The 26,119-nt window shown below is 68.1% G+C and carries 20 protein-coding genes and 1 pseudogene; 13 read left to right on the forward strand and 8 right to left on the reverse strand.

The genetic code is table 11. The features are described 5' to 3' along the window. Positions 1-40: 40 nt before the first annotated feature. From AC07PF_RS31695 to AC07PF_RS31705, 3 genes are read right to left on the reverse strand one after another with little or no spacing between them, the layout of a single operon-like run. Positions 41-1,336 carry a TRAP transporter large permease gene (locus AC07PF_RS31695; protein WP_494614576.1) on the reverse strand — a complete coding sequence of 432 codons (1,296 nt, stop codon included), beginning with the start codon at positions 1,334-1,336 and terminating at the stop codon, positions 41-43. Positions 1,337-1,341: 5 nt separating this feature from the next. Then, positions 1,342-1,860, reverse strand: a complete 519-nt coding sequence (locus AC07PF_RS31700) for a TRAP transporter small permease (protein WP_494614577.1) — start codon at positions 1,858-1,860, stop codon at positions 1,342-1,344. Next, a complete protein-coding gene (locus tag AC07PF_RS31705; protein WP_494614607.1) occupies positions 1,850-2,347 on the reverse strand; it encodes a gluconokinase in 498 nt (165 codons plus the stop codon). The genes AC07PF_RS31700 and AC07PF_RS31705 overlap by 11 nt, the downstream gene beginning before the upstream one ends. Positions 2,348-2,551: 204 nt before the next feature. On the opposite strand from AC07PF_RS31705, the gene gntR reads away from it, so the two are divergent. Continuing rightward, on the forward strand, positions 2,552-3,577 hold the full coding sequence (gene gntR / locus AC07PF_RS31710) for an HTH-type transcriptional regulator GntR (RefSeq protein WP_494614578.1): 1,026 nt from the start codon (positions 2,552-2,554) through the stop codon (positions 3,575-3,577). Positions 3,578-3,710: 133 nt separating this feature from the next. Here gntR and AC07PF_RS31715 read toward each other — a convergent pair whose 3' ends face one another. Then, on the reverse strand, positions 3,711-4,658 hold the full coding sequence (locus tag AC07PF_RS31715) for a DUF6279 family lipoprotein (RefSeq protein WP_494614579.1): 948 nt from the start codon (positions 4,656-4,658) through the stop codon (positions 3,711-3,713). Between AC07PF_RS31715 and AC07PF_RS31720 the strand changes: the two genes are divergently transcribed. Continuing rightward, complete coding sequence (locus AC07PF_RS31720) at positions 4,657-4,809, forward strand: hypothetical protein (RefSeq protein WP_494609613.1); 153 nt, start codon at positions 4,657-4,659, stop codon at positions 4,807-4,809. The genes AC07PF_RS31715 and AC07PF_RS31720 overlap by 2 nt on opposite strands. 387 nt (positions 4,810-5,196) lie before the next feature. Here the strand turns inward: AC07PF_RS31720 and AC07PF_RS31725 are convergent, their stop codons facing one another. Next, a complete protein-coding gene (locus AC07PF_RS31725; protein WP_494614580.1) occupies positions 5,197-6,846 on the reverse strand; it encodes a methyl-accepting chemotaxis protein in 1,650 nt (549 codons plus the stop codon). A 554-nt stretch (positions 6,847-7,400) separates the two neighbouring features. Here AC07PF_RS31725 and AC07PF_RS31730 point away from each other — a divergent pair. Further along, on the forward strand, positions 7,401-8,615 hold the full coding sequence (locus tag AC07PF_RS31730) for an MFS transporter (protein WP_007855920.1): 1,215 nt from the start codon (positions 7,401-7,403) through the stop codon (positions 8,613-8,615). Positions 8,616-8,781: 166 nt separating this feature from the next. Here AC07PF_RS31730 and AC07PF_RS31735 read toward each other — a convergent pair whose 3' ends face one another. Next, the gene (locus AC07PF_RS31735; RefSeq protein ID WP_494614581.1) at positions 8,782-10,539 is read right to left on the reverse strand and encodes a bifunctional protein-serine/threonine kinase/phosphatase; all 1,758 of its coding nucleotides are present in this window, start codon (positions 10,537-10,539) and stop codon (positions 8,782-8,784) included. Positions 10,540-10,910: 371 nt separating this feature from the next. On the opposite strand from AC07PF_RS31735, the pseudogene AC07PF_RS31740 reads away from it, so the two are divergent. From AC07PF_RS31740 to AC07PF_RS31765, 6 genes and pseudogenes are all read left to right on the forward strand, one after another. After that, positions 10,911-12,122: pseudogene (locus AC07PF_RS31740) on the forward strand (NAD(P)/FAD-dependent oxidoreductase); the annotation flags it as partial. A gap of 68 nt (positions 12,123-12,190) precedes the next feature. Continuing rightward, a complete protein-coding gene (locus AC07PF_RS31745; protein ID WP_145695412.1) occupies positions 12,191-13,048 on the forward strand; it encodes a type IV pili methyl-accepting chemotaxis transducer N-terminal domain-containing protein in 858 nt (285 codons plus the stop codon). Between the two features lie 809 nt (positions 13,049-13,857). Then, the gene (locus AC07PF_RS31750; RefSeq protein WP_494614582.1) at positions 13,858-16,710 is read left to right on the forward strand and encodes a nitrate reductase; all 2,853 of its coding nucleotides are present in this window, start codon (positions 13,858-13,860) and stop codon (positions 16,708-16,710) included. Positions 16,711-16,771: 61 nt separating this feature from the next. Continuing rightward, a complete protein-coding gene (gene ybiB / locus AC07PF_RS31755) occupies positions 16,772-17,707 on the forward strand; it encodes a DNA-binding protein YbiB (protein WP_494614583.1) in 936 nt (311 codons plus the stop codon). Next, a complete protein-coding gene (gene cobA / locus AC07PF_RS31760) occupies positions 17,704-18,534 on the forward strand; it encodes a uroporphyrinogen-III C-methyltransferase (RefSeq protein ID WP_494614584.1) in 831 nt (276 codons plus the stop codon). Before ybiB ends, cobA begins: the two co-directional genes overlap by 4 nt. Before the next feature lie 215 nt (positions 18,535-18,749). Next, positions 18,750-19,433 carry a type IV pili methyl-accepting chemotaxis transducer N-terminal domain-containing protein gene (locus AC07PF_RS31765; RefSeq protein ID WP_494614585.1) on the forward strand — a complete coding sequence of 228 codons (684 nt, stop codon included), beginning with the start codon at positions 18,750-18,752 and terminating at the stop codon, positions 19,431-19,433. Positions 19,434-19,450: 17 nt separating this feature from the next. On the opposite strand, the gene AC07PF_RS31770 is transcribed toward AC07PF_RS31765, so the two are convergent. Beyond that, positions 19,451-19,819 carry a nuclear transport factor 2 family protein gene (locus AC07PF_RS31770; RefSeq protein WP_007859865.1) on the reverse strand — a complete coding sequence of 123 codons (369 nt, stop codon included), beginning with the start codon at positions 19,817-19,819 and terminating at the stop codon, positions 19,451-19,453. A gap of 276 nt (positions 19,820-20,095) precedes the next feature. Next, the gene (locus AC07PF_RS31775) at positions 20,096-20,599 is read right to left on the reverse strand and encodes an acyl-CoA thioesterase (RefSeq protein ID WP_007859668.1); all 504 of its coding nucleotides are present in this window, start codon (positions 20,597-20,599) and stop codon (positions 20,096-20,098) included. A 117-nt stretch (positions 20,600-20,716) separates the two neighbouring features. Between AC07PF_RS31775 and AC07PF_RS31780 the strand changes: the two genes are divergently transcribed. From AC07PF_RS31780 to AC07PF_RS31795, 4 genes are all read left to right on the forward strand, one after another. Further along, positions 20,717-21,850 (forward strand): sterol desaturase family protein, encoded by a 1,134-nt coding sequence (locus AC07PF_RS31780; RefSeq protein ID WP_145695406.1) that lies wholly within the window; start codon positions 20,717-20,719, stop codon positions 21,848-21,850. A gap of 474 nt (positions 21,851-22,324) precedes the next feature. Next, on the forward strand, positions 22,325-24,508 hold the full coding sequence (locus AC07PF_RS31785) for a TonB-dependent siderophore receptor (protein ID WP_494614586.1): 2,184 nt from the start codon (positions 22,325-22,327) through the stop codon (positions 24,506-24,508). Next, entirely contained in the window at positions 24,477-25,070 is a 594-nt protein-coding gene (locus AC07PF_RS31790; RefSeq protein WP_494604752.1) for a sigma-70 family RNA polymerase sigma factor, read from the forward strand. The genes AC07PF_RS31785 and AC07PF_RS31790 overlap by 32 nt, the downstream gene beginning before the upstream one ends. Beyond that, positions 25,067-26,092: a FecR domain-containing protein gene (locus AC07PF_RS31795; protein WP_494614587.1), complete on the forward strand. Its 1,026-nt coding sequence runs from the start codon at positions 25,067-25,069 to the stop codon at positions 26,090-26,092. Before AC07PF_RS31790 ends, AC07PF_RS31795 begins: the two co-directional genes overlap by 4 nt. The last annotated feature ends 27 nt before the right edge of the window (positions 26,093-26,119 follow it).

Below are 26,119 nucleotides of genomic sequence, written 5' to 3' on the forward strand. Positions count from 1 at the left end.
AAGGGAAAGAAAGGCACGGAAAAAGAAAGGCGCAACGCCGTCACCGCATCCAGAGGACCGGTGCCGTCACGATCTGCGGGAACACCACCAACAGCGCCAGGATCAGCACGTAGGTGAACAGGAACGGATTGACGCCCTTGATGACGCTGTGCATCGAGATGCGCCCCACGCCGGCCACCACGTTGAGCACGGTGCCCACGGGCGGAGTGATCAGGCCGATGGCGCCGTTGAGCACGAACATCAGGCCGAAGTAGACCGGGTCGATCCCCGCCTTGACGGCGATGGGCAGCATCACCGGCGCGAAGATCAGGATGGTGGGCGTGAGGTCCAGCGCCGTGCCAATGAGCACCAGCACCACCATCATCACCGCCATCAGCAGGCGCGGATTCTCCACCAGCGGACCGAGCCAGCCGGTCAGCACCGTGGGCAGGTCGGCCAGGGTGATCATGTAGCTGGCCACCTGGGCACCGGCGCACAGGAACATCACGATGGCCGTGGTCTTGGCAGCGCGCACCAGCACGCCGTAGATCGCGGGCACCTTCAACTCGCGGTGGACGAACAGGGCCACGGTCAGGGCATAGAAGGCGGCCACGACCGCGGCCTCGGTGGGGGTGAACACGCCCGACTTCATGCCGCCGATGATGATGAGCGGCATGAGCATGGCCCAGAACGCCTTGCGCGTGGCGTGCAGGCGCTCGCGCAGGGGCAGCGGCGCGCGACTTGGCGGCAGGTCGATGCCGCGCAGCACCCAGCGCCACGCGAAGATCAGGCCCACGCCCATCATCAGGCCGGGCACGATGCCCGAGACGAACAGCGCCGAGATGGAGGTGTTGGTCGTCACGCCATAGATCACGAAGGGCATGGACGGCGGGATGATGGGCGCGATGATCCCGCCCGAGGCGATCAGCCCGGCCGAGGTGTTCATCGGGTAACCCTGCTGGCGCATCATGGGCAGCAGGATGGTGGCCAGCGCGGCCGTGTCGGCCAGGGCCGAACCGCTCATGCTGGCCATGAGCACCGCAGCGCCGATGGCCACATAGCCCAGGCCGCCACGGATGTGGCCCACCCAGGCCTGCGCCATGTCGATGATGCGCCGGCTGATGCCGCCGGAGTTCATGAGCTCGCCGGCCAGGATGAAGAAGGGCACGGCCAGCAGAGGGAAGCTGTCGACCCCGGCCACGAGGTTCTGGGCCAGCAGCTGGGTGTCGAAGAAATCGAGCACCCAGGCCATGCCGGCGCCGGTGAGCACCAGGGCCAGGCCCATGTTCATGCCGGTGCCCATGAACACCAGCATGCCCAGCGAGAAAACGATGAATGCCTGCGCTTCGGGACCCATGGCCATCACTCCACTTCAGCGCCGTGACCGAGGTCCAGCGGCTTGCGTTGAATCAATTCGATGAGCGCCATCACCCCGATGGACACCGCGCACAGCAAGGCCGGCAGCGGCAGCAGCGCCGCCGAGTAGCCGAGCACCACCGAGTGGCTGCCCAGCCCCACCACCACCTGCTGCCAGGCGCCCCAGGCCAGCATGCCGCAGGCAGCGATCACCAGCAGCCGGATGAACGCGGAAAGCAGCGCGAAGGCCAGCGGCCGCTTGGCCAGCAGCCCCGCCAGGCTCGTGAAGGCCATGTGCTCGCCTGCCGGGTAGGCTGCCGCGGCACCGATGAACACCATCCACACGAACAACAGGCGCGAGAGTTCTTCGCTGGCCACGATGCCACTGCCGAAACCGTAGCGCAGCACCACGTTGACGAAGACGGCCAGCGCCATCACGCCCAGGCAGGCGGCCATCAGGACCTCGGCGAATTGGCCGAAGCGGCGGGGGGATCCCTGCTCGGGACGGGAGGTTTCAGCGCTCATGGGCAGCTTTCGTGGGATCGGCAAGCCAGGCGGACACCTGGGCCTGCAGGGTGGCAATGCTCTGCAACGCATCCAGGCGCAGCACGCCGGGCTCGCCCACAGGCGATTCCAGCGTGGCGAACTGGCTGTCCACCAGTGTGGTGGAAAAGAAGTGGGTGTTCACCCGGGCCGCCACGCGCTCGCCGGCATGGGCCCGGTCGATGTCCAGGAAGGCGAAGCGCACACTTGCGCAGGCCGCGCGCAGGCGCTCGCGGTAGGCCTTCTTGAGGGCCGAGCAGGTGAGCACGGCGCCCTCGGGGTGGTTCTGCAGCAACTGGCCCAGCGTGGCCAGCCAGCCTTCGCGGTCGGCGTCGGTCAGGGCAATGCCCTGGCTCATCTTCTCGCGGCTGGCGGGACTGTGGTGGTCGTCCCCTTCGATCAGGGGCAGGCCCTGGGCCTGTGCCACGGCGGCGCCGAGGCTGGACTTGCCGCAGCCGGCCACGCCCATGACCACGAGGAATACCGGTGACGGCGGACGGTTCATATTGGTAGCGCTATCCAACAAATTTCAAAAAAACATCCTGGCGGGATGAGAGGAAAATTCAGACAGCACAGAGGAAAATGCCACACTATTGCGCATGCTGGCCTTGCCTCGGCTTCTGGACAGCGCTATCCTAAATCCATCAGGCCGCAACCACCCGAGGGAAAACCCTTGTCCAGATCCGAATCCCGGCGCCGTTCCAGCGGCCGCGTGACGCTCAGCCATGTCGCCGAGGCGGCCAGCGTGAGCCCCATCACTGCCTCGCGCGCACTGCGCGGCGAGCGCGGCGTGGCCGACGAGCTGGTGCAGCGCGTGAAGGCCGCCGCCGCGCAGCTGGGCTATGTGCCCGACCCCGCGGCCCGCGCCCTGGCCTCGCAGCGCAGTGTGCAGGTGCCGGTGCTGGTGCCCCTCTTGTCCAACGCCCTGTTCGTGGACGTGCTCGATGCCGTGCACCGCACCCTGTTCCCGCATGGCTACCAGGCCCTGATCGGCGTGACCCATTACGACCCCGATGAAGAAGAGCAGTTGCTGCGCACCTACCTGGCGCACCGCCCGGCCGGCCTGCTGGTCACGGGCTTTGACCGCACGGAATCCGCACGCCAGATGATTGCCGCCAGCGGCGTGCCCTGCGTACACCTGATGGAGATGACGACGGCGCCCGGCGTGTACTGCGTGGGCTTTTCGCAGCAGGACGCGGGCCACCACATCACCGCCCACCTGCTCGAGCGCGGCCGCCGCCGCGTGGCCTTCGTCGCGGCGCAGCTCGATCCGCGCACCATGCAGCGCGCCGAAGGCTACCGCCGCTGCCTCAAGGAAGCCGGCCTGCACGACCCGCGCCTGGAGCTGCTGAGCGCGCAGCCCTCTTCCATCCGCCTGGGGGCCGAGCTGTTCGAGCAGGTGCTGCGCACCCAGCCCGACGTGGACGCGATCTTCTTTTGCAACGACGACCTGGCCCAGGGCGGCCTGCTGGCCGCGCAACGCCTGGGCGTGGCCGTGCCTGCCCAGGTGGCGGTGGCGGGCTTCAACGACCTGGCGGGCAGCGACCAGATGCTGCCCACGCTGACCACGGTGCGCACGCCGCGCTCGTCCATCGGCGAGGCCAGCGCGCGCATGCTGCTGGCGCTGATGCGCGGCGAGGCGCCCGAGCACAACTCGGTGAACCTGGGCTTCGAGCTGACCGTGCGCGAGAGCACATGAAGGACCAAAAGACGGTGAAAATGGACCGCTGCGGCGTTTTTGCAGCCGACACGCCTCAAGCCCGACTGCCTCCTGGACAGAGTTTCTACACGTGAGATGGATGAGACGACTGCGTCGACAAGCCTGGTCGCATTCAGCGACTCGTGGAAGGCGATGCCGAAGTTTCAGGACCTGCCGAGACAGCGCTGGTTGCAGCCCCCAGCGCTCTGGCGTCGGCCTCCCAGCCGCGCAGTTTGTCGCGAGCATGGCGGCGCTGCTCAGGTGTGGTGCTGTTGTGCAGCTCGGCCAACCAGGCGCAGTTGTTCTCCACCACCTTGCGCTGATAGGCTGCATAGGCCGGACGCGGCGAGCGCAGCCAGCTGCCCATCAAGGCCTTGACCTGCGCCTGGGCGACCGACGCCGCCAAGGCGCGACCGTCGCCGGTGAGGGAACGCAGCGTTTGCAGCGTTTCACGCTGGCGGGCAAGGCGCTCCTGCTGCCACACCTCAGCGTCGTAGGGCGACGCGGCCAGCGCCTTGGACAAACGCTCTCGTTGCGCATCGTCCAGCCGGCCATAGAGCGTTTCAAGCCGCTCGACGGTACGCTTGTGCCGCTCCTCGCGGCGCTTGTCCAGGTCGGGCTGCAGGTAATCGTCGCGGAACTCCTTGTTGCTGCGCTCGTAGCGCTTCTCGATGTGGCGCAGTTGCTGTGGCCTCAGCGACACCACCAGCTCGGTCACGGGCACCACGGCTTGCGCCAGCGCGGCCTCGGTCCGCAGAAGAAGTTCGGGCTCCCAGCGGCACAGCGCGGCGCCGGTGGTGTTGTCCATCACCTGCACCTGCATGCGGGCCAACATCCCTGCGTACTCCGGCATTTGCGTGCTGCGGTGCCAGCGGAACCAGGCGCCGATGGCGTCGCGGGTGCGGGGGCCCTGCTCGTCGTCCAGGTCGGCGTAGTTGTCGATCCACAAGGAGGCCCAGTTCGGGGCCTGGTTGTAGGCCAGCCGCACCACGGTGCAGCCGGCGAGGGCGAGTGCCAGCAGGCTGGCGCCGACTATCCGCGCCCCCTTTCGCCATGGCATTACACAGAACGATTCGCGCATGATTCTCCACATGGTCCTGGTGGCTGCGGGCCAGGAAACCCGCATGGCCTCCGATTCACCCGGCCAGCTGCAACGTGCGTTCGATGCCACCGCCTCGCTGCAGGCAAAAAACACAACCTACGCTGATGAGCCCGGTGGCTTTACTTTCTGACCAGGTTGATGCGCGTGAGTTCCGGCGGCTTGCAAGGTCGAAGCACGAATCCAGGCCATGGTGCTGCGCCGTTGTTGACATAAATGCAAGTCTCCGATCTTGCAACTGCCGCAGCGCGTGCGCTGAGCCCGTTAGGCGCAATGCAGCGCCTGGCCCGCGCGCTGACACCAAAGCGGCCCGCATCCCAAGACGGGAAGGGGGCGAACATGAGTGGACTCCACGATAGGGCCGCCCGACGAGCCGATCGCCCAACCTGTGCGCTTGGCTACCCGTCAAAAAACCCAACTGACCCCGCAAAAGATCATGCAGGCCGCGCTGGTGGCATATCCGGTAGCTCGGGCGGCCAACACGCGAGTTGACAAAGGGGCGGCAGTTTTTCTCGTCGCTTTAAGCCGAGGCGAGCGCCCTTTGCGAAGACGACGACTTCATGGCCTTGCGCAAGGCCACCGCGTCCTGGGCCTGCGCCGGCGCCGACGCATCGAGGCGGAACACCGCCACCGTCTCGGTGACCGATTGGGCCTGGCCCTGCAGCTCCATGGCCGAGGCCGCGTTCTCCTCCACCAGCGCAGCGTTCTGCTGGGTGATGGTGTCGAGCTGGGCCACGGCGGCATTGACCTGCGAGATGCCCGTGAGCTGCTCGTTGGAGGCGTTGTGGATCTCGCCGATCAGCGTGTTCACGCGGCGCACCAGCTCCAGCGATTCGCTCATGGTCTTTTGCGCCGTGTCGGTCTTCTGGTGGCCCTCTTCCACCTTGGTGGCCGAGTCGTCGATGAGCTGGCGGATCTCCTTGGCGGCCGACAGCGTGCGGTGCGAGAGGCTGCGCACCTCGGAGGCCACCACCGCGAAGCCCCGCCCCTGGTCGCCTGCGCGCGCCGCCTCCACGGCGGCATTGAGCGCCAGGATGTTGGTCTGGAAGGCGATGCTGTCGATGAGCTGCGTGATCTCGCCGATGCGGCCCGAAGCGGTCTGGATCTGCTTCATGGTCTCGGCCACGCCGTCCACCGCCTGGTTGCTGCGCTCGGCCACCGAGGTCGCCTGCGTGGCCAGCACCGTGGCCTGGCGCGCCGATTCGGCCGTGTGCTTGACGGTGCCGGTGATCTCCTCCATCGATGCCGCCGTCTGCTGCAGGTTGCTGGCCTGGGTCTCGGTGCGCGAGGAAAGGTCCTGGTTGCCCTGCGCGATCTCGCGCGTGGAGACCTGCATGCGCTCGCTCTCCTGGCGCGCATCGCGCACGATGGACAGCAGGTTCACGTTGAGCTGCGACAGCGCCTTCTGCAGGTTGCCCACGGTGTCGTCGCGCGAGACCTCGATCTTCTGCGTGAGGTCGCCCGCCGCCATGCGGTTGGCCCAGCCCAGCATCTGGAACAGCGGCGCCACCGTGGCACCGTGCAGGTACCAGGCCATGCCCATGGCCAGGGCCAGCACGCCCACCCAGGCCAGGCCCGAGCCGAATGAGAAATCATGCCCGCCCAGGTCGGCAGCGCCCCAGGCCGCCAGCACCAGCACCAGCAGGCACATGCACATCTTGCCCAGGGGGCCGAGCTTGAACCGCGAGGCCAGCGCCCCCCAGGCGGTGTTCCTGACCAGGCGCCCATTGCGCAGCACATGCACCAGGCTGCCGCGCTCCTTTTCGGCACGCATGGTGGCGTAGAGCCGGTCGGCCGCCTGGATCTGCTCGCGCGTGGCCTCGGTGCGCACCGACATGTAGCCCGTGGGGTGGTCGCCCTGCATCAGCGGCGTGACGTTGGCCATCACCCAGTAGAAGCTGCCGTCCTTGCGCCGGTTCTTGACCGCAGCCGACCACGGGTGGCCGTTGCCGATGGTCTCCCACATGTCGCGAAAGGCCTCCTCGGGCATCTCCGGGTGGCGGATCATGTTGTGGGGCTGGCCCAGGAGTTCCTCTCTCTCGTAACCACTGACCTCGATGAACATCGGGTTGCAGTAGAGGATGCGGCCCTTGAGATCGGTCGTGGAGACCAGGGTTTCGCCTTTGGGAAAAACGTACTCTTGGGTGCTGACCGGCAGATTCACGCGCATTGGATTCCCTCCAAGGATGGCATCTCGTCCCCGCTGTCTTCGGCCGTGGAACCAGGCGCACGGCCTGCAGCGGTAAAAACATCCTAGGAAGAATGCCCCGATCGCGCAAACAACATTTGCGCAATGCGGGCATCCCCAGCCTGGTGCAGGCCCTGGTGCATGCCGGCACACGCGAGGTATTGCAGCGCACCACGGCGGCCCACAGGCCCTGCACGGCATTCAAATTTCATAGCACCCAGTGCAATGAATTCGGCCACTTTCGGGCGATTTTGGCATGCCAAACCCGACGCACCATCATTTGGCACACGCCTTGCTTGGAAAGTGGAGCACGGCCGAAGTTGGCCGTTCGTGTTGCCAGATGCAAAGGCGCATCCGGCGGGCACAGGACGCAGGCGTCCCCATGGAGAGTCGTTGGCCCATCGGCCGGCGCACTCCGTGCGGACGCCTTTTTGTTTTTCCATTTTTGCGCAGCAAGCCACGGTACAGAGCAGCGCTGCGGGCAGGCCGGCCCCGCCGCCCCTGCCTGCCAACGCCCTATTCCACGCGAGACATCCATGCTTCAATTTCGGGACTTCCTCAAATCCGGCCACGCCCCCACGCTGTGGTCCGCGTTCCTCTACTTCGCCTTTTCGTGCGCCGTATGGGTCATCAACGGTGCGATGGCGCCGTTCATCACCGAGAGCCTGAAACTCACCCCCACGCAGATGGGGATCATGCTGTCCATCCCGATCTTCGCGGGCGCGCTGATGCGCTTCCCGCTGGGCATCCTGGCCCAGTACATCGGGCGCAAGAACGCCACGCTGGTGGAGATGGCCGGCATCTTCATCGCCATGGGCTTCGGCTACCTGTTCGTCAACGACTACAACGACCTGCTGGCCATGGGCGTGCTGCTGGGCGTGGCGGGGGCCAGCTTCGGCGTGGCGCTGTCGCTGGGCTCGGGGTCCTTCCCACCACGCTACAAGGGGCTGGCCATGGGCATCGTGGGCGCCGGCAACGTGGGCACGGCCGTGTCCGCCCTGCTGGCCCCGGTGCTGGCGCAGAAGTTCGGCTGGCAGTCGGTCTACGGCTTTGCCGCCGTGGGCGTGGCCCTGCCCGCCATCGTGATGGCCGTCTACGCCAAGGAGCCACCCGACCGGGCGCCCCATGCCTCCTTCCGCGAACACATCGCCTGCCTGTTCGAGAAGGACGGCTGGGCCTTCAGCCTGATCTACGCGGTCACCTTCGGCGGCTTCATCGGCCTCATCGCCTTCATGCCCACCTACTTCTACGACCAGTTCGGCGTGAGCAAGGTGCAGGCCGGCCAACTGACCATGATGGCCGCCTTCCTGGGCGCCGCGCTGCGCGTGTTCGGCGGCTGGCTGTCGGACCTGTGGGGCGGCGTGAACACGCTCACCGGCGTGCTGGCCATCACCACCGTCAGCCTGGTGCTGTGCGGCCTGGCCGAGAAGTCCCTGCCGGTCACCATGCTGCTGTTCCTGGTGTGCTTTGCCGCACTGGGCGCGGGCAATGGCGCACTGTTCCAGCTGGTGCCGCTGCGCTGGCCCCTGTCCACCGCCGTGGCCGGCTCGATGATCGGCGAGATCGGCGCCCTGGGCGGCGGCCTGATCCCCAATGCCATGGGCCTGTCGCGCCAGTACAGCGGCACCTACCTCTGGGGCTTCGTCTCCATCGCCGTCTGCGCCGCGGCCATGCTGGTGCTGTTGCGCGTGATGCAGATCCGCTGGACACGCACGTGGGCAGAGAAAGGGGGCCGCGCGCGCAGCGCGTGACCGGCGTAGCCGGTAAGCGCGTCAGCGCTTGCCCCATTTCCAGCGAAAGAGAGGTTGGCGCGCAGCGCCTGAGTTGGCGCGAGCCAACCAACGCGCAGCGTTGCCCTCGCTGCAACTGAAAGGGCGGTCGTGCGCGTAGGCCGCCCGACCTGCCAAGGCTTGCCCCCTACCTCGGCAAGAACAACACCCAATACACCAGCAGCAGATTCACCAGCACGCTCACCGCCAGCGCGATCTTCCAGATCGCCGTGGCATCGCGTTGCATCAGCGGTGCCAGCGGTGCGTGTGCATGCAGGGGCCGCGAGGCGCCCCGCTCCAGCGCCAGCAGCAACTCCTCGGCCGTCTCGAAGCGCTGGGCACGCTGGCGCGCCACGGCCTTCAAGGCAATCTGGTCCAGCCAGATCGGCACCTCGGGGTTGTGGCGGCTGGGGGCCACGGGGTCGCGGTGGTAGCGCCCAATCTGGTAGGGCACCACCTCGCCATAGGGCAGGCGGCCGTGGCTGAGCAGCTGGTACAGAGTCACGCCCAGCGCGAACAGGTCGCTGCCGGCATCGGGCAACTGCCCGGTCTCGCCGTCGGCAGTGCGCTCGTAGCCGGGCCATTGCTCGGGGTTCATGTAGCTCGGCGTGCCGGCATGCAGCTGGCGCGTGGCCTCGGGTTCGCGGCCGCTCAGCGCCACGCCCAGGTCGAGCACGCGCAGCACGCCATCGTCCCCCAGGTGCAGGTTGTCGGGCTTGATGTCCCGGTGCACCACGCCCTGGCGGTGCAGCAGGCCCAGCACGCGCACGGCCTGGGTGACCACGCCCACCGTGCGCGCCACGCCAAAGGGCTGGCGCTGGCGCAGCTGCTGGCCCAGGGTTTCGCCGCGGTGCCAGTCGTAGAGCAGGTAAAAGAAGCTGCTGCCGGCACCCGAGGATGCGGCAGGCCAGTCGTTCAGGCAGGCCAGGTGGGCCGCGGCGCTGCCCGACTGCATGCGCCGCGCCACCCAGGCCTCGTGTGCCAGCGTGGCGCGCTCCTCGGCATCGTGGGCGCGCTGCGGGTTCAGGGTCTTGAGGGCATACAGGCGCTGGGTGGCGGGGTCGCGCACCTGGTAGATGCGGTGGATGCCGCTGTCGGCCACCAGCGCCGTGACCACCAGGCCATCGACCGCGTCGCCCACCTTGAGCAGGGGCAGCACCGGCAGTTCCTGCGCGCGCCGCGACTCGTCCTGCAAGGTGGCCTCGAGCACGCCGCGCACCTGCACCGCCATCGCGGTCACGTTGTCGCTGCTGCCCCGGCGCAAGGCGGTGCGCACCAGTTCCTCGCACAGCGCCTGCGGCGCCGGGCCCTGGCGCATCAGGCTGCGCAGTTCACGCTCGGGCAGGCTGCCATGCACGCCGTCGGACAGCAGCAGAAACAGGTCACCGGTCTGCAGCTCCCCCTGGCTGTAGTCCACCACCACATGGTCGTCGAGCCCCAGGGCGCGCGTGAGCTGGTGGGCCAGGTCGCGCTGCGCGATCACGTGGTCGGCCGTGAGCTGCTGCAGCCGCCCGTCGCGCAGGAGATAGGCGCGCGTATCGCCCACGTGGGCCACGGTGAAGGACTGGCCGCGCAGCACCAGGGCCGTGAGCGTGGTCAGGCCCACGGCGGGCTGGCGCCGCCGGTTCATGGCCGCCAGCCAGGCGTTGTGGGCGCTGAGGATGCGGTCCAGGGCCACCGTGGTGTCCCAGGTCTCGGGCGTGGCGAAGTAGTCGGACAGCAGCGTGCGCACCGTGGTCTGCGCCGCTTCGCGCCCATTGCCCCCGGCGCTCACGCCATCGGCCAGGGCCGCGATCGCGCCGCGCGCATGGTCGCGCCCACGGCCCTCGACCAGGGCGGCGAAATCCTCGTTGCCGTCCTTGCGGCCGGCCTGCGAAACGCAGCCGAAATCCAGTTCAAAGCTCATGCACCACAGGCAAGCATCTTTCATGCCCAAGCTGGTGCAAACCAGGCCTGCCCATGCACTCCCGTAAGGCGATACCGCTTTTCATCCCCATTATGGTGCGGTGCAGCATGGTGCGCCGGGCACCGCCCTGGGGCCGCCCCCACGAACGAGCCTGCCGGCAGGCGTGCCCCGGATCGGGGCGCCGCGTTGGCACACGCATTGCTTATTCGACCGCACGGCCCGCAAGGGCCCCGCGGGCCCCGGTGCAATGGCGCACCCCGGCCGGCAAGGACGAAGGCGTCCCCACATGCGGTGTCGAGCGATTTTCTCGATGCAGCATGGTGTGGGCGCCTTTTTTGTTTTGTTTTTTCGACAAGCGTGTGGGGGCTGCGATGAAAAAATCCAGGCTGGTGATGGTGGGCAATGGCATGGCCGGCGTGCGCACCCTGGAAGAGCTGCTCAAGATCGCCCCGGACCTCTACGACATCACGGTGTTCGGCGCCGAGCCGCACCCCAACTACAACCGCATCCTGCTGTCGCCCGTGCTGGCGGGCGAGCAGACCATCGACGAGATCATCCTCAACGACTGGTCCTGGTACGAAGACCACCAGATCACGCTGCACACCGGCTTCACCGTGACGGACGTGGACCGCGTGCGCCGCGTGGTGCATGCCACCAGCGCGACCGGCGAGACCATCAGCACCGAGTACGACCGCCTGATCCTGGCCACGGGCTCCAACCCCTTCATCCTGCCCGTGCCGGGCAAGGACCTCAAGGGCGTGCTCGCCTACCGCGACATCGCCGACACCGAGGCCATGATCGCCGCCGCGGCCACCTACCGGCATGCGGTGGTCATCGGCGGGGGCCTGTTGGGGCTGGAGGTGGCCAACGGCCTGGTCAAGCGCGGCATGCAGGTGAGCGTGGTGCATGTGGGCAACACGCTCATGGAGCGCCAGCTCGACGAGGTGGCGGGCGGCATGCTGCAGCAGTCGCTGCAGGAGCGCGGCATGCAGTTCCTGCTCAACGCCCAGACCGCGGAACTGGTGGGTGGCCCCGAGGGCCGCGTGACCGCCGTGAAGTTCAAGGACGGCAGCGAAGTGCCGGCCGACCTGGTGGTGATGGCCGTGGGCATCCGCCCGAACACGGCGCTGGCCGAGAAGATGCGCCTGCATGTGAACCGGGGCATCGTGGTCAGCGACACGCTGCAGACCATCACCGATGCACGCATCTACGCCGTGGGCGAGTGCGCCGCGCACCGCGGCATCGCCTACGGCCTGGTGGCCCCGCTGTTCGAGCAGGGCAAGGTGCTGGCCAACCACCTGGCCGAGATGGGCATCGACCGCTACCAGGGCTCGCTCACCTCCACCAAGCTCAAGGTGACGGGCATCGACCTGTTCAGCGCCGGCGATTTCCAGGGTGGCGAGGGCACCGAGGAGATCGTCATGAGCGACCCGGTGACCGGCTCATACAAGAAGCTCGTGATCAAGGACGACAAGCTCGTGGGCGCCTGCCTCTACGGCGACACGGTGGACGGCAGCTGGTACTTCGAGCTGCTGCGCGAAGGCCGCACGGTGGACGAGATCCGCGACCAGCTGATGTTCGGCCCGGCCGCCACCGAATGAATGAACCTGTTTCAGCAGCAGCAGCCATGACCACCAGAAAGGACACGCCCATGACCACCACGACCTTGTCGCCCGCCCTGCAGCGCAGGGCCTTGCTGCTGAAGGCCGGTGCCGCCGCAGGCGCCGCCACCGTGGCCGGCACCCTGGCCCTGGTGGCGGCCCGGCCGGCCCACGCCCAGGTGGCCAACCTCAACGATGCCATCAACAAGGCCGGGCGCCAGCGCATGCTGAGCCAGCGCATGGGCAAGGCCTGGCTGGCCCTGGCCCACAAGGTGCAGGAGCCGGCCGCGCGCCAGGTGCTGGAGCAGTCCGTGGCCCTGTTCGAGCGCCAGCTCGCCGAGCTCAAGTCGTACGCGCCCAATGCCGGCATCCGCGATACCTACGGCCAGCTCGACGCCGCCTGGGCCACGCACAAGGCCACGCTGCTCGGCGGCACGCCCGCCCTGGCCGGCGCCACCGCGATGCTGCAGGCCGACGCCAAGGTGCTGGCCCTCGCCCACCAGGGCACGGTGCAGTACGAGACCGCCTCGGGCAAGCCCGTGGGCCACCTGGTCAACGTGGCCGGCCGCCAGCGCATGCTGAGCCAGCGCATGGCCAAGTTTTATCTGGCGGCGCAGCTGCCGGTGGATGCCGCTGTTGCCGCAGCCGAGATTGCCAAGGCGCGCACGGAGTTCGTTGCGGCGACCGAGGTGCTGCGCAAGGCACCTGAGGCGAATGACCGGATCCGGCAGGAGTTGCTGCTGGCCGACGGGCAGTGGGTGTTCTTTGATGCGGCCTTGCAGCGGATGCAGGCGGGCGGGGTGGCTGGCAGCACGGCGCGGCAGGTGTCGGAGGTGTTTGTGGCGAGTGAGAATTTGCTTTCGAGCATGGATCGGGTGACGGGTCTCTATGCTGCTTTGGCTGGGTGATATCGTGGTCTATGGCGGCTTCTCTTGGGATGTTGAGGGCGGAGGCCGGGAATTGGCGTGCCTGAATTGCGGCATGCCTTGGTACAGGGCGGAGGCCGGGTCTCGGCCCGGCGGCCGAGGTACTTGTTCTTTGCTTCGCCAAAGAAAAGTACCCAAAAGAAAGGCGACCCTGCTGTCCGTGTCCCCTGCGCTGCGCTCCGGGGCAACCTGCGATGCTCGGTCCTGGGGTGTGCCGCAGAACTCGCTGCGTTCTTCGAACTCCGCTCAAACAGTTGCGGCAAGCCAGACAACTAGGCGCGTGTCCTTCGGCACGCGCTCACCCCAGGCCCTGCGCTTCTCGGCACGTCCAGAAGGGATTGGGGGGCCCACACGGGCCATCGCTTCGCTCGGCCCCGTTGCGCCGTCGCTGCGCGTCGTCGTCGGCAGCGCGCAGCGCGTAACCGACACCCGGCGTAGCTGCGCAGGCAGCAGCCGGGTGGTACCCGCTCCCCACCCCTGCTGGCTGCGCCGAGAAGCGCAGGGGCTGGGGTGGGCGTGTATGCCGAAGGACACACGCACTTCGTTGTCTAGCTCGTCGCAGCTGTTTGAGCGGAGTTCGAAGAACGCAGCGAGTTCTGCGACGCCACCCCAGGAACGAGCATCGCAGGTTGCCCGTCGCGAAGCGGAGGGACGCAGACTGGGGGTCGCTTTTTCTTTGCCTACTTTCTTTTGGCGACGCAAAAGAAAGTAGGTGCGCCGCCGGGCGCACATCCCGGCCTCCGCCCTCAGCAAAGCACCGAAGCAACCACCAACAAAAAAAGACCACGCCCATGACAGAAACCAAATCCACCTGCCCCTACTGCGGCGTAGGCTGCGGCGTGATCATCGAATCCCAGGGCGCGCAGATCACCGGCGTGCGCGGCGACCCCACGCACCCCGCCAACTTCGGCCGCCTGTGCACCAAGGGCTCCACCCTGCACCTCACGGCCGCGAGCCCCGTCACGCTGCAGACCCGCCTGCTCCACCCCCTGCACCGCACCCAGCGTGGCGAGGCAGCCCTGCCCCTTGCCTGGGATGCAGCGCTGGGCATGGCGGCCAACAGGTTTGCCGACACCATCGAACAGCACGGCCCCGACGCGGTCGGCTTCTACGTCAGCGGCCAGTTGCTCACCGAGGACTACTACGTCTTCAACAAGCTGGCCAAGGGCCTCATCGGCACCAACAACATCGACACCAACTCGCGCCTGTGCATGAGCAGTGCCGTGGCCGGCTACAAGGCCACGCTGGGGGCCGACGCGCCGCCCGCCTGCTACGACGACGTCAAGCATGCGCAGTGCCTGTTCTTCGTGGGCAGCAATGCGGCCTGGGCGCACCCCATCCTGTTTCGCCGCATCGAGGATGCGCGCGCCGCCAACCCGGCCATGAAGGTCATCGTCGCCGACCCGCGCCGCACCGACACCGCGGGCATGGCCGACCTGTTCCTGCCGATCCAGCCGGGCAGCGACGTGATGCTGTTCAACGGCATGCTGCACCTGATGCTGCGCGAGGGCTGGGTGGATGCCGCCTACATCGGCGCGCACACCAGCGGCTTCGATGCACTCAAGGCGCTGGTGGCCGATTGCACACCCGAGCGCGTGAGCGCCGTGTGCGGCATTCCCGAAGCCGACCTGGCCACGGCCGCGCAGTGGTTCGCCACGTCCAAGGCCACGCTCAGCCTGTACTGCCAGGGGCTGAACCAGAGTACCAGCGGCACGGCCAAGAACGCGGCGCTGATCAACCTGCACCTGGCCACGGCGCAGATCGGCAAGCCGGGCGCGGGCCCGTTCTCGCTGACCGGCCAGCCCAATGCCATGGGCGGGCGTGAAGTGGGCGGCCTGGCCAACCTGCTGAGCGCGCACCGCGACCTCGCCAACCCCGCGCACCGCGCCGAAGTGGCCGCGCTGTGGGGCGTGGCCGATGTGCCCGCCCGGCCTGGCAAGACGGCGGTGGAGATGTTCCAGGCGGCGGCCGACGGCGAGATCCGCGCGCTGTGGATCGCCTGCACCAACCCCGCGCAAAGCATGCCCGACCAGGCCACCGTGCGCCGCGCGCTCGAACGTGCCGAGTTCGTGGTGGTGCAGGAGGCCTTTGCCACCACCGCCACCGCGCAGTACGCCGACCTGCTGCTGCCCGCCACCACCTGGGGCGAGAAGATCGGCACCGTGACCAACAGCGAACGCCGCATCTCGCGCGTGCGCAACGCCGTGCCCGCGCCCGGGCAGACGCGCCACGACTGGGCCATCGGGGTGCAATTCGCGCACCAACTGGAGGCACGGCTGCGCCCCGGCGCACCCAGCCTGTTCCCCTATGCCACCAACGACGACGACGCCGAGGCCGGCGCCGAGGCTGTGTGGAACGAACACCGCGAAACCACGCGCGGCCGCGACCTGGACATCACCGGCCTGTCGTGGGCCCTGCTCGAGGCCAACGGCCCGCAGCAATGGCCGCTGCCCGAAGGCGCAGCCAGCGGCAAGGTCCGCCTGTACGAAGACGGCATTTACCCCACGCCCGATGGGCGTGCACGCTTTGCGGCCCATGCCTGGCAGCCCGTGGCCGAACCGCGCGAGTCGCGCTACCCCTTCGGACTGACCACCGGCCGCCTGCGCGACCAGTGGCATGGCATGAGCCGCACCGGTACGCTGGGCCGGCTGTTCGGGCATGTGGCCGAGCCCTCGGTGCAGATGCACCCGGACGACATGGCGCAGCGCAAGCTGCAGAACGGCGACCTGGTGCACCTCACCAGCAAGCGCGGCTCCATCGTGGTGCCGGTGCAGGCCGATACCAACATCGGCCTGTCGCAGGCCTTCATGGCCATGCACTGGGGCAGCGAGTACCTCAGCGGGCAGTCGTCCACGGGCGAGCGGCTGTCGGGCGTGAATGCGCTGACCACCTCGGCCTACTGCCCCACCTCCAAGCAGCCCGAGCTCAAGCACGCGGCCGTGAAGATCCTCAAGGCCGAGATGCCCTGGACGCTGCTGGCCCTGGCCTGGCTGCCGGCGGACAGCGCGCTGGCGGCGCGCACGGCCCTGTCGGAGCTGATGCAGGCCTTCCCGTTCGCGAGCTGCGTTCCCTTCAGCAACAACGCCCCGCTGTCGGAGCCGGGCCGCGAGCGCACCGGCGTGCTGCTGCGCGCCGCCGCACACGAGGCACCGCCCGATGCCCTGATCGAACGCGTCGAGGCTCTGCTGGGCCTGGCCGGCAGCGACACCCTGCGCTATGCCGACAGGAAGCGCGGCCAGCGCCGCGCCGCGCGCCTGGCACGGCGCGCCGATGGTGCCAGCACCCTCGAGGCCATCGTGCTGGCAGGCGATACCAGCGCCCAGGGCTGGATCAAGACCCTGCTGCAGGAAGAACTGCCCGCGCAGACCTATGGTCGCCTGCTGCTGGTGCCCAGCGCCAAGGCCCCGGTGGCAGTGCAGTCGCGCGGCAAGACCGTGTGCACCTGCTTCAACGTCACCGACCTGGCCATCACCGGCAGGCTGGCGCAGTGCCACGGCACCGACGAGGACCGGCTGGCACAGCTGCAGGGCGCGCTGCGCTGCGGCACCAACTGCGGCTCGTGCCTGCCGGAGCTCAAGCGCATGGTGCGCGCCACCGGCCCCCTGGCCCCCAAGGCCCCCACCATCGCCATTGCCGCCATATAACCAAAAGTTCGCTGGGTTGCGAGAAAATACCCAGCCCCACTCAAAGAGCCATTCACCCACCATGGGCATCAGCCAGTACATCAAGGAAATCGGCCGCGGCCCACGCGGGGCCAGGCCGCTCACGCGCGAACAGGCCACCGACCTGTTCGGCCAGGTGCTGGACGGCACGGTGACCGACCTGGAGGTCGGCGCCTTCTGCCTGGCCATGCGCATCAAGGGCGAGACCGCCGACGAGATGTGCGGTTTCCTGGACGCCACGCACGCCCGCATGGCCCTGCTGCCCGCCAGCGACCGCCCCCTGGTGGTGCTGCCCAGCTACAACGGCGCGCGCAAGCTGCCCGTGCTCACCCCGCTGCTGGCCCTGCTGCTGGCGCGCGAAGGCCAGCCGGTGCTGCTGCACGGCATGCGCACCGAAGCGCGGCGCATCCTGGCGTCCGACGTGCTGGAGGCCCTGGGCACGCCCGCACTCGCAGCGCCGCGCCAGGTCGCTGCCGGCGAGGTGGCCCACATCCATACGCAACAGCTGCACCCCGGGCTGGCACGGTTGCTGGCCGTGCGCGAGGCCGTGGGCCTGCGCAATGCCGGGCACAGCGCCGTGAAGCTCATGAACCCCTGTGCCGGCGCCGCCGTGGTGGTCACCAGCTACACGCACCCCGAGTACTTCGAGATGCTGCAAAACACCTTCAGCGCCATGGGCATGAACGCCCTGCTCTCGCGCGGGCTGGAGGGCGAGGTGGCTGCCGACCCGCGCCGCACACCCCGTTACGACGCCTTCGTGGGCGGGGTGCACCATGTGCTGCAGGAGCAGGAGCCCGGCACCGCGAGAGAGGTGCCCGGCCTGCCCGCCGAGATCGACGTGGCCACCACGGCCGACTACACCCGCCGCGTGCTCATGGGCGAACTGCCGGTGCCGCCCGCCCTCACGCGGCAGGTGGAACATATCTTGCAAATCACCGCTCAAACAGCCACGCCCGCCCTGCCGGAGACACAGACATGAACCGCCCCACGAATCCCCCGACCCCATCCCCGCAGCACAACCGCCCCCACCTGGGCACCGGCGGCTCCTGCACCCTGGTGGGCGCCGGCCCCGGCGATCCGGAGCTGCTCACGCTCAAGGCGCTCAAGGCCATCCAGGCCGCCACAGTGCTGCTGGTCGACGACCTGGTGAGCGACGCCATCGTGGCCTACGCCGCGCCCACGGCGCGCATCGTGCACGTGGGCAAGCGCGGCGGCTGCAAGAGCACGCCGCAGGCCTTCATCGAGAAGCTGATGCTCATGGCCGTGAACGAGGGCGAGAACGTGGTGCGCCTCAAGGGCGGCGACCCCTTCATCTTCGGCCGCGGCGGTGAGGAGGTGGAACACCTGCGCGCGGCGGGCGTGCCGGTCACGGTCATCAACGGCATCACCGCGGGCCTGGCAGGCCTGACCTCGCTGGGCGCGCCGCTCACGCACCGCGAGCATGCCCACGGCGTGGTCTTCGTCACCGGCCATGCCAAGCCCGGCGACACCGGTACCGACTGGCGCCAGTTGGCCGCCACTGCGCGCGACGCGAAGCTGACGCTGGTGATCTACATGGGCGTGAGCGGTGCCGCCACCATCGAGCAGGAACTGCTCACCGGCCTGCCGGCGGCCACGCCCGTGGCCATCATCCAGCACGCCAGCCTGCCGCAGCAGCGCCACGCCGTGACGACACTGGGCGAGCTGCACGCCACCATCGGCCGCGAGGGGCTGGCCAGCCCCTCCGTGATCGTCGTCGGCGACGTGGTGCAGGGCATTGCCGCAGCCGCCCTGCCGCAGTTGCCGGCCCACCAGCGCGCGGCCTGAACCAGCCCTCCACCTGCACACCACGGCTGCGCCGGCACACACCGGCTCCGCAGCCTTGCGCGGGGCCTGCCTGCATGCGCGGACATGCGGCCTCCCACACGCCCGCGAGGGCCCGTCTGCGCACCGTGCGGGCGCAGTGATCCACGCGCCATTGGCCCAGGTATTGCTAGTTGCACTGTGACAAAGCCCGAGGGCTCACTACACAGGATCACACCATGGCAGCCTACCCTCTCTCCACGGCCCGCAGCACGCCATCCACGCCCGCTGCGGCATCGCGCGATGGCGACATGTCCCTGGTCAACATCGCGGCCCGCCAGCGCATGCTGTCGCAGCGCATGGTGCTGCAGACGGTATTGGCCACGCGCGGCAGCGACCTGCATCTGAAGGCGGCACGCAGCTCGCTCGCACTGTTCAGCGACAGCCACGCCAGGCTGGTGGACACGCCGCGCCACCTCGATGCGGCCATGGGCGAGCGCATCCGCGCGACCTACCAGGGGGCCACCGGCGTGGGCCCCACCATCGATGCCTTCATGCAGCAGGTGGAGCGCACGCTGGAGCTGGCCGAGCGGCAGAGCCCCCGCGTGGAAGAAGCCCTGGCCCGCCTGGTGGAGATCACCGACGGCGCACTCGATGCCCTGAACACCGCCACGACCGCCTTCGACCAGATGGGCAAGGCCAAGTCCGAGACGCTGATGAAGGAGCTGGCAGGCATCGTGGCCTCGATCCAGACCGTGGCGCGCGAGGCCAAGGTGGTGAGCTTCAATGCCCAGGTGATGGCCGCGCGCGCAGGCCAGCATGGCCGCGAGTTCGCGGTGGTGGCCAATGTGCTCTCGGGCATCACCAACGAGATCGACGGCCTGTCGCTGCAGGCCGTGTCGCTGGCAGGGCGCAACCGCTGAACAGCCGGGCAGCGAGCTCACAGATTGGTGAAGCCCCCGGCAGGCGCGGGATGGGGAAGGGACCAGCCGAAATAGACCTCCACCTCCACGATGCGCCCCTCGCGGGTGGTCACCACCTCGGTGTTGCGAAAGCGCCCGCCGCCCTGGCGCGTACCCTCGTAGGTGACGAAGACGGTATGGCCCTGCTGGACCAGGTGGATGAACTGGAAGCCGCTGATGCCCTCGCTGTTGGGCCAGCAGCGCGCGAAATAGGTGGCCCGGTCGATGCGGTTGTCGAGCGGGCTCGAGAAATGGAAGTCCTCGTCGATCAGCGCCTCGAGGGCCTCGCGGTCCTTGCGGACATAGGCCTCGTAGCTGGCACGCACCAGGGCGGTGGCATCGTTCATGGTGGCTTGTCTCCCCATTGGGAAGGAGCGCCTGAGCGCTCCAAAGGGACAAGGCTACTCCAGCGAACACGGAGGCCTGTTAGCACATGTTCCAGGCGCCAACCAAACACATCCAGACACGGCGCTGTTTAGCACCAGCTGAGTCGAAACTGGCGCGGCCAAGGCCAGTGCCCCCGCGCAAGGGCCGCCCCGCCGCGCTGGGGGCGTCCCCCTCCCAGATTGCGAAGCAATATGAGAGAGGGGGAAGGCGCGAAGCGACTCAGGGGGTGCTTACATTCAAGCCGCCAGGGGCGCAGGCACCGGGGCCGAGCGGGCCTGCTCGAAGCGTGCCGCCAGCTCCTTGCGCAGGGTCTTGCGCATCACGGCGGCATCCCAGCGGCGGCGCTCGTCGGGGGTGGAAGGCGACAGCGGGGGCACCTGCACGGGCTTGCGTGCTTCGTCCACGGCGACCATGGTGAAGAAGCAGCTGTTCACATGCCGCACGACCTGCGAGCGGATGTCTTCGGCCACCACCTTGATGCCGATCTCCATCGACGAGGAGCCGGTGTAGTTGACGCTGGCCAGGAAGGTCACGAGCTCGCCCACGTGGATGGGCTGCAGGAACATCACCTGGTCCACGCTGAGCGTGACCACGTAGCAGGCCGAGTAGCGGCTGGCACAGGAGTAGGCCACCTGGTCGAGCAGCTTCAGGATGGCGCCGCCGTGGACGTTGCCGGAAAAATTGGCCATGTCCGGGGACATGAGCACGGTCATGCTCAGCTGGTGCGAGGGGATGTTCATGGGCCCCGATTTTACGTGCGATCGCGGTTACACAAGGATGCACACGCCCCCGCTACACTGCGCAACACACAAGCCTGGGCAACACCACTCCACGATCCGGGCGCAGAGGGGTAAAGCATGCTGGAAATCGACAAGCTCAATGAATTCACCGAAAGCCATGGTGCGCTGCGCACCGGGCGCGGATTGGTATCGGGCGTCATCGCGCTCACGCTGGCCATCCTGTGCTTCCTGGGCGTGCTGGCCTTCCATTTCCCCGAGTACCTGACCACGCCCCAGCTGCGCAAGAGCTACGACGTGACCGTGATCCGCTACATCATGCTGGCGGCCATGGCGATTGCGGGCGGCATCTCGCTGGTCAACATCCTGTTCAACCGCTCGCGCTGGCTGGCCACCTTCGCCTTCGCGACCGTGGCGCTGGCCGCCATCCTGGGCGGCCACAAGGTGGAGGTGGACCCCAACTTCCCCGACAACACGCCCTACATCGGCCTCGACTGGTTCATCCTCGACCTGCTGGGCAGCTCGCTGATCTTCATCTTCATCGAGAAGCTGTTCGCGCTGCGCAAGGACCAGCCCATCTTCCGCGAGGAGTGGCAGACCGACTTCCACCACTTCATCGTGAACCACATGGTGGTGGGCTTCGTGCTGCTGGCCACCAACCTCGTCGTGCACAGGTTCTTCGGCTGGGCCGCGAGCGACGGCATCCGCGGCTGGGTGCAGGGCCTGAACTTCTGGGTGGCGCTGTTCCTCATCGTGCTGGTGGCCGACCTGGTGCAGTACTGGACGCACCGCGCCTACCACGAGGTGCCCGTGCTGTGGCGCCTGCATGCCGTGCACCACAGCGTGAAAAGCATGGACTGGATGGCCGGCTCGCGCCAGCACATCCTGGAGCTGCTGATCACGCGCACGCTGGTGCTGGCCCCCATCTACGTGTTCGGCTTTTCCAAGGAAGTGATCGACGCCTACATCGTCGTCGTGGGCTTCCAGGCGGTGTTCAACCACGCCAACGTCAGCGTGCGCCTGGGGCCGCTGCGCTACGTGCTGGTCACGCCCAACTTCCACCACTGGCACCACAGCCAGGACCAGGAGGCGCTGGACAAGAACTATGCGGCGCACTTCGCCTTTCTGGACTACCTGTTCGGTACCGCCGTGAAGAGCACCAAGCTCTGGCCCGAAAAGTACGGCGTGCTGGGCGACTACGTGCCCAACGGCTTCGTCAAGCAGTTCAAGTTTCCGTTCACCTGGAAGGGCTGAGCAGCCGCCCCGAGGGGCCTCCGGGTTGCAAATGAGGCGCAAAAGCAACGCGCCTGGCCCGAATGGCGCCCATCCCAGGCACTCCTATAAAGAATGATTGTTATTTAAAAGTTACAATTGGAGCCATAAACCAGCCACGCCGTGCTCTTCTTGTTGTTGCGCAGCCAGCCAGTTGCCTGCTTTCAACAACCAGGAGCCTGTTCAATGCCTTTTTGAAGCCGCGCAAGTCCCTTTTCGGGATGGGATGCTAGGCGCGGTGCGCAGCCGATAGCCCGTGCTATCGGCAAGCGCCGCAACGCCGCAGACCGCCCGAAAAGGCACTTGCCCGAAGGGTTGGAGTGAAATCGGGCGATTGGACGCCCCGGTTGCTTGCATGGGCACGAGCCCATGCGGCGCATCCGAAGCATCCACTCATCCCGATTGCACTCCAACGCGGCTGCAAAAAGACATTGAACAGGCTCCAAGGAGTGCTCCATGTCCGTTTCCCGTAGGCAGTCCGTCTGCCGCCTGAACCCGTTGGCGCTGGCCGCCATCGCCACTGTGCTGGCCGGCGCAGCCCAGGCCCAGGACGCCGCCCCAGCGGCCTCCACCGACCAGATCACGGCCCCCAAGGCGCTGGACAGCGTCACCGTGTCGGGCTCGCGCGAAAGCGCCTCCACGCGCCTGCAACTGACCGCACGCGAAACGCCGCAGTCCACCACCACGGTGACGCGCGAACAGATCGAGCGCCAGTCGCTGACCAGCATCGACGCCGTGCTGCGCAACGTGAACGGCGTGGCCGTGAGCTTCTACGACACGCAGCGCCCGCTGTACTACGCCCGCGGCTTCCAGATCACCGACTTCCAGATCGACGGCCTGCCCTCGTACAGCAGCAGCACCAACCAGGAATTCGACACCGCCCTGTACGAGCGCGTCGAGATCGTGCGCGGCGCCAACGGCATCCTGACCGGCGTGGGCGTGCCCTCGGCCACGATCAACATGATCCGCAAGCGGCCGCAGCGCGAGTTCGCGGCCTCGGTGGCACTCACCGCCGGTTCGTGGAACCTGTACCGCGGCGAGCTCGACATCAACGCCCCGCTGACCAAGGATGGCAGCGTGCGCAGCCGCCTGGTGATCGCGCCACAGAAGAAGGACAGCTTCCGCGACCGCTACTCCGAAGACAAGACGGCGCTGCTCGCCGCCATCGAGGCCGACCTGGGCTCGTCCACGGTGGCCACGCTGGGCTACCAGCGCCAGTCCAACGACCCCAAGGCGCCGATCTGGGGCACGATCCCGCGCTTTGCGACCAATGGCTCGCCCATCGACCTGCCCACCTCGGTGAGCTTCTCGCCCCCATGGACACGCTGGGAGCGCACCTCGGGCACGCTGTACGCCACGCTGGAGCACCAGCTCAATGACGACTGGAGCGTGAAGGCCGCCCTGAACCACACCGAGGGCGACACCTTCAGCCTGCGCACCTACGGCTATGGCCGCACCGTCTCGCTGGCGCCCTTCGTCAACCCCACCACGGGCGCCGGCACCACGCTGTACGCGGCCGTGGGCGGCGGCAGCGAAAAGCAGGACACGGTGGACGCCTACCTGTCGGGCAAGTTCGAGCTCGGCGGCCGCAAGCACGACCTGATGGTGGGCGTGAGCTCCACGCGCATCGCCACGCGCACCGATGGCTACAGCTCGGTGGCCAACTGGAGCTACGTGATCCCCAACATCTACACCTGGGACGGCAATGCGCCCGAACCCGTGTACTCCAAGACCGGCGCCTGGCGCACGCAGATCACGCAGCAGACGGGCCTGTTCACCTCGGCGCGCTGGCGCGTCGCCGAGCCGCTGTCGGTACTCACCGGCGTGCGCCTGACCGACTGGCACCGCCACAGCGACAGCTACGCCACCACCGGCACCTATGCCGGCAAGAGCGCCATCCAGGACGAGAACCGCAAGGTCACGCCCTACGTCGGCGCCGTGTACGACATCACGCCCACGCTGTCGGCCTATGCGAGCTACACGCGCATCTTCAACCCGCAGAACTACAAGGACCGCAACAACAACCCGCTGTCGCCGGTCATCGGCAGCAACACGGAGGCCGGCCTCAAGGCCGAGCTGCTGGACCGCCGCATCCAGGCGCATTTCGCGGTGTTCCAGACCAAGCAGGACAACTACGGCGTGCGCGATGGCGCCATCACCACGCCGCTGCCCGATGGCACCCTGCCCTACGTCGCGGTCAACGGCACCAAGTCCACCGGTTTCGAGCTCGAGTTCGCGGGCATGGCCACCAGGCAGTGGCGCGTGAGCGCAGGCCTCACCCGCGCCAAGGTCACGCGCGCAGCCACGGACCTGATCTACGCCAACCTGCCCGAGTACCTGCTGCAACTGGGCACCGACTACCAGTTCTCGGGTGCGCTGGCCCCGCTGTCGGTGGGCGGCAACCTGGTCTGGCAAAGCTCGGTCGAGGGCTTCAACATCCCGCATCCGAGCGGCACGGTGACCGTGAAGCAGTCGCCCACGGCCGTCCTGGGCCTGCGCGCCTCGTGGCAGTTCAATCCCAAGCTCAGCGCCACCCTGGCCGTCAACAACGTGACGAACAAGAAGTACTGGGCCAACCTGGACTACGGCAACTACAGTGACCCGCGCAATGTCAGCCTCACGATGCGCGCTGCATTCTGAGCCTTCTCCTGAGGCGCCTGCGCGCCCGGGTTCGGCCGCCACGGCGGTGGCCGCCGCGCACGCCGAGGCGGCCCACCCGGCCGGCCGCTGGTACACCAGCCACCATGCGTGGCTGGTGGTCTGGCTGCAGCGCAAGATGGGCTGCCCGCACGGTGCCGCCGACCTGGCGCAGGACACCTTCCTGCGCGTGCTCGCCGCGCGCGGGATCGAGCAGGTGGCGGAGCCGCGCGCCTTCCTGACCACGCTGGCCAAGCGGGTGCTGTTCAGCCACTGGCGCCGGCGCGAGCTGGAGCAGGCCTACCTGCAGGCGCTGGCCGGGTCGCCGCAGGCCACGGCGCCCTCGGCAGAAGACCTGGCTCTGCTGCACGAGGCATTGCTGGCCATCGACCAGCGCCTCGCCGGCCTGCCCGGCAAGGTCCGCCAGGCCTTTTTGCTGCACCGCATCGACGAACTGACGCATGTGCAGATCGCGCGCGAGATGGGCGTCTCGGTGGCCAGCGTGGAGCGTTACGTGAAACAGGCCTATCTGCACTGCTGCAGGCAGGACGCAGACGCCCCATGAGCAGCGCCCCTCCCGGATCGGCGCAGGACGCCATCACGGCCGCGGTGGACTGGCAGGTGAGGCTGACCTCCGGCAGCGCACATGCACACGAGCACGCGGACTTTGCGCGCTGGCTGGCCGCCGATGCGCGCCACCGGGCCGCCTGGCAGCGCGTGCAGGGTGTGCTCGCGGAGCCCGTGGAACAGATCCACCGCATCGACCAGCGCAGCCCGGGCCAGTTGCCGGCCGTCCACCAGAGCCTGGCTGCGGGCGCAGGACCGGCGTCGCGCCGGCGCAGAAGCCTGCTCGGTGGCTCGGCCCTGCTGCTGGCCACCGGCGTGGGCGCCGCTTGCTTCGCCCACCGCAGCCAGCCACTGGGCGAACTGCTGGCCGATGTGCACACCGGCACCGCCGAAACCCGCCACAGCGTGTTGCCCGACGGCAGTACGCTGGACCTGAACGCCCGCAGTGCGGCCGACCTGCGCTTTGACCACGGGCAGCGCCTGGTGCGGCTGCGCGCCGGTGAACTGCTGGTGCAGGTGGCGCGCGATGCCGTGGCCGACCCCTCTTCGGGCCTGCCGGCGCGCCCTTTCGTCGTCCAGACCCGGCATGGCACGGCCCAGGCCCTGGGCACCCGCTACCTGGTACGCCAGGAGGCAGAGCGCAGCCTGGTGGTGGTGCTGGAGCACAGCGTGGCCGTGCAGACCGGCGACGGCGTGCGGCGCCTGCTGCGCGAAGGCCAGGCCGCCTGGATGGATGGCCAGCGCATCGAGATGGTGGAGCAGCGCATGGCCCACCATGCCAGCTGGACCGAAGGGGTGCTGGATGTGCGCGACGAACCGCTGGGCGAGGTGGTCGCCGCACTGGGCGCCTGGCGCAGGGGCCCGGTGCGCATCAGCCCGGCGGCCGCCCGGCTCCGGGTGTTCGGCGTCTTCCGGCTGAAGGACACCGAGCGGGCCTTGCAGGCCCTGGTGGACACCCAGCCCATCCGCGTCACCCGCTATGGCCCGATGCTGACCCTGATCGACCTGGCTGCCAGCTGATACGGTCTGCCGGACTTTTTTTGTCGC

The organism is Acidovorax sp. GW821-FHT10A04 (genome assembly GCF_059415825.1).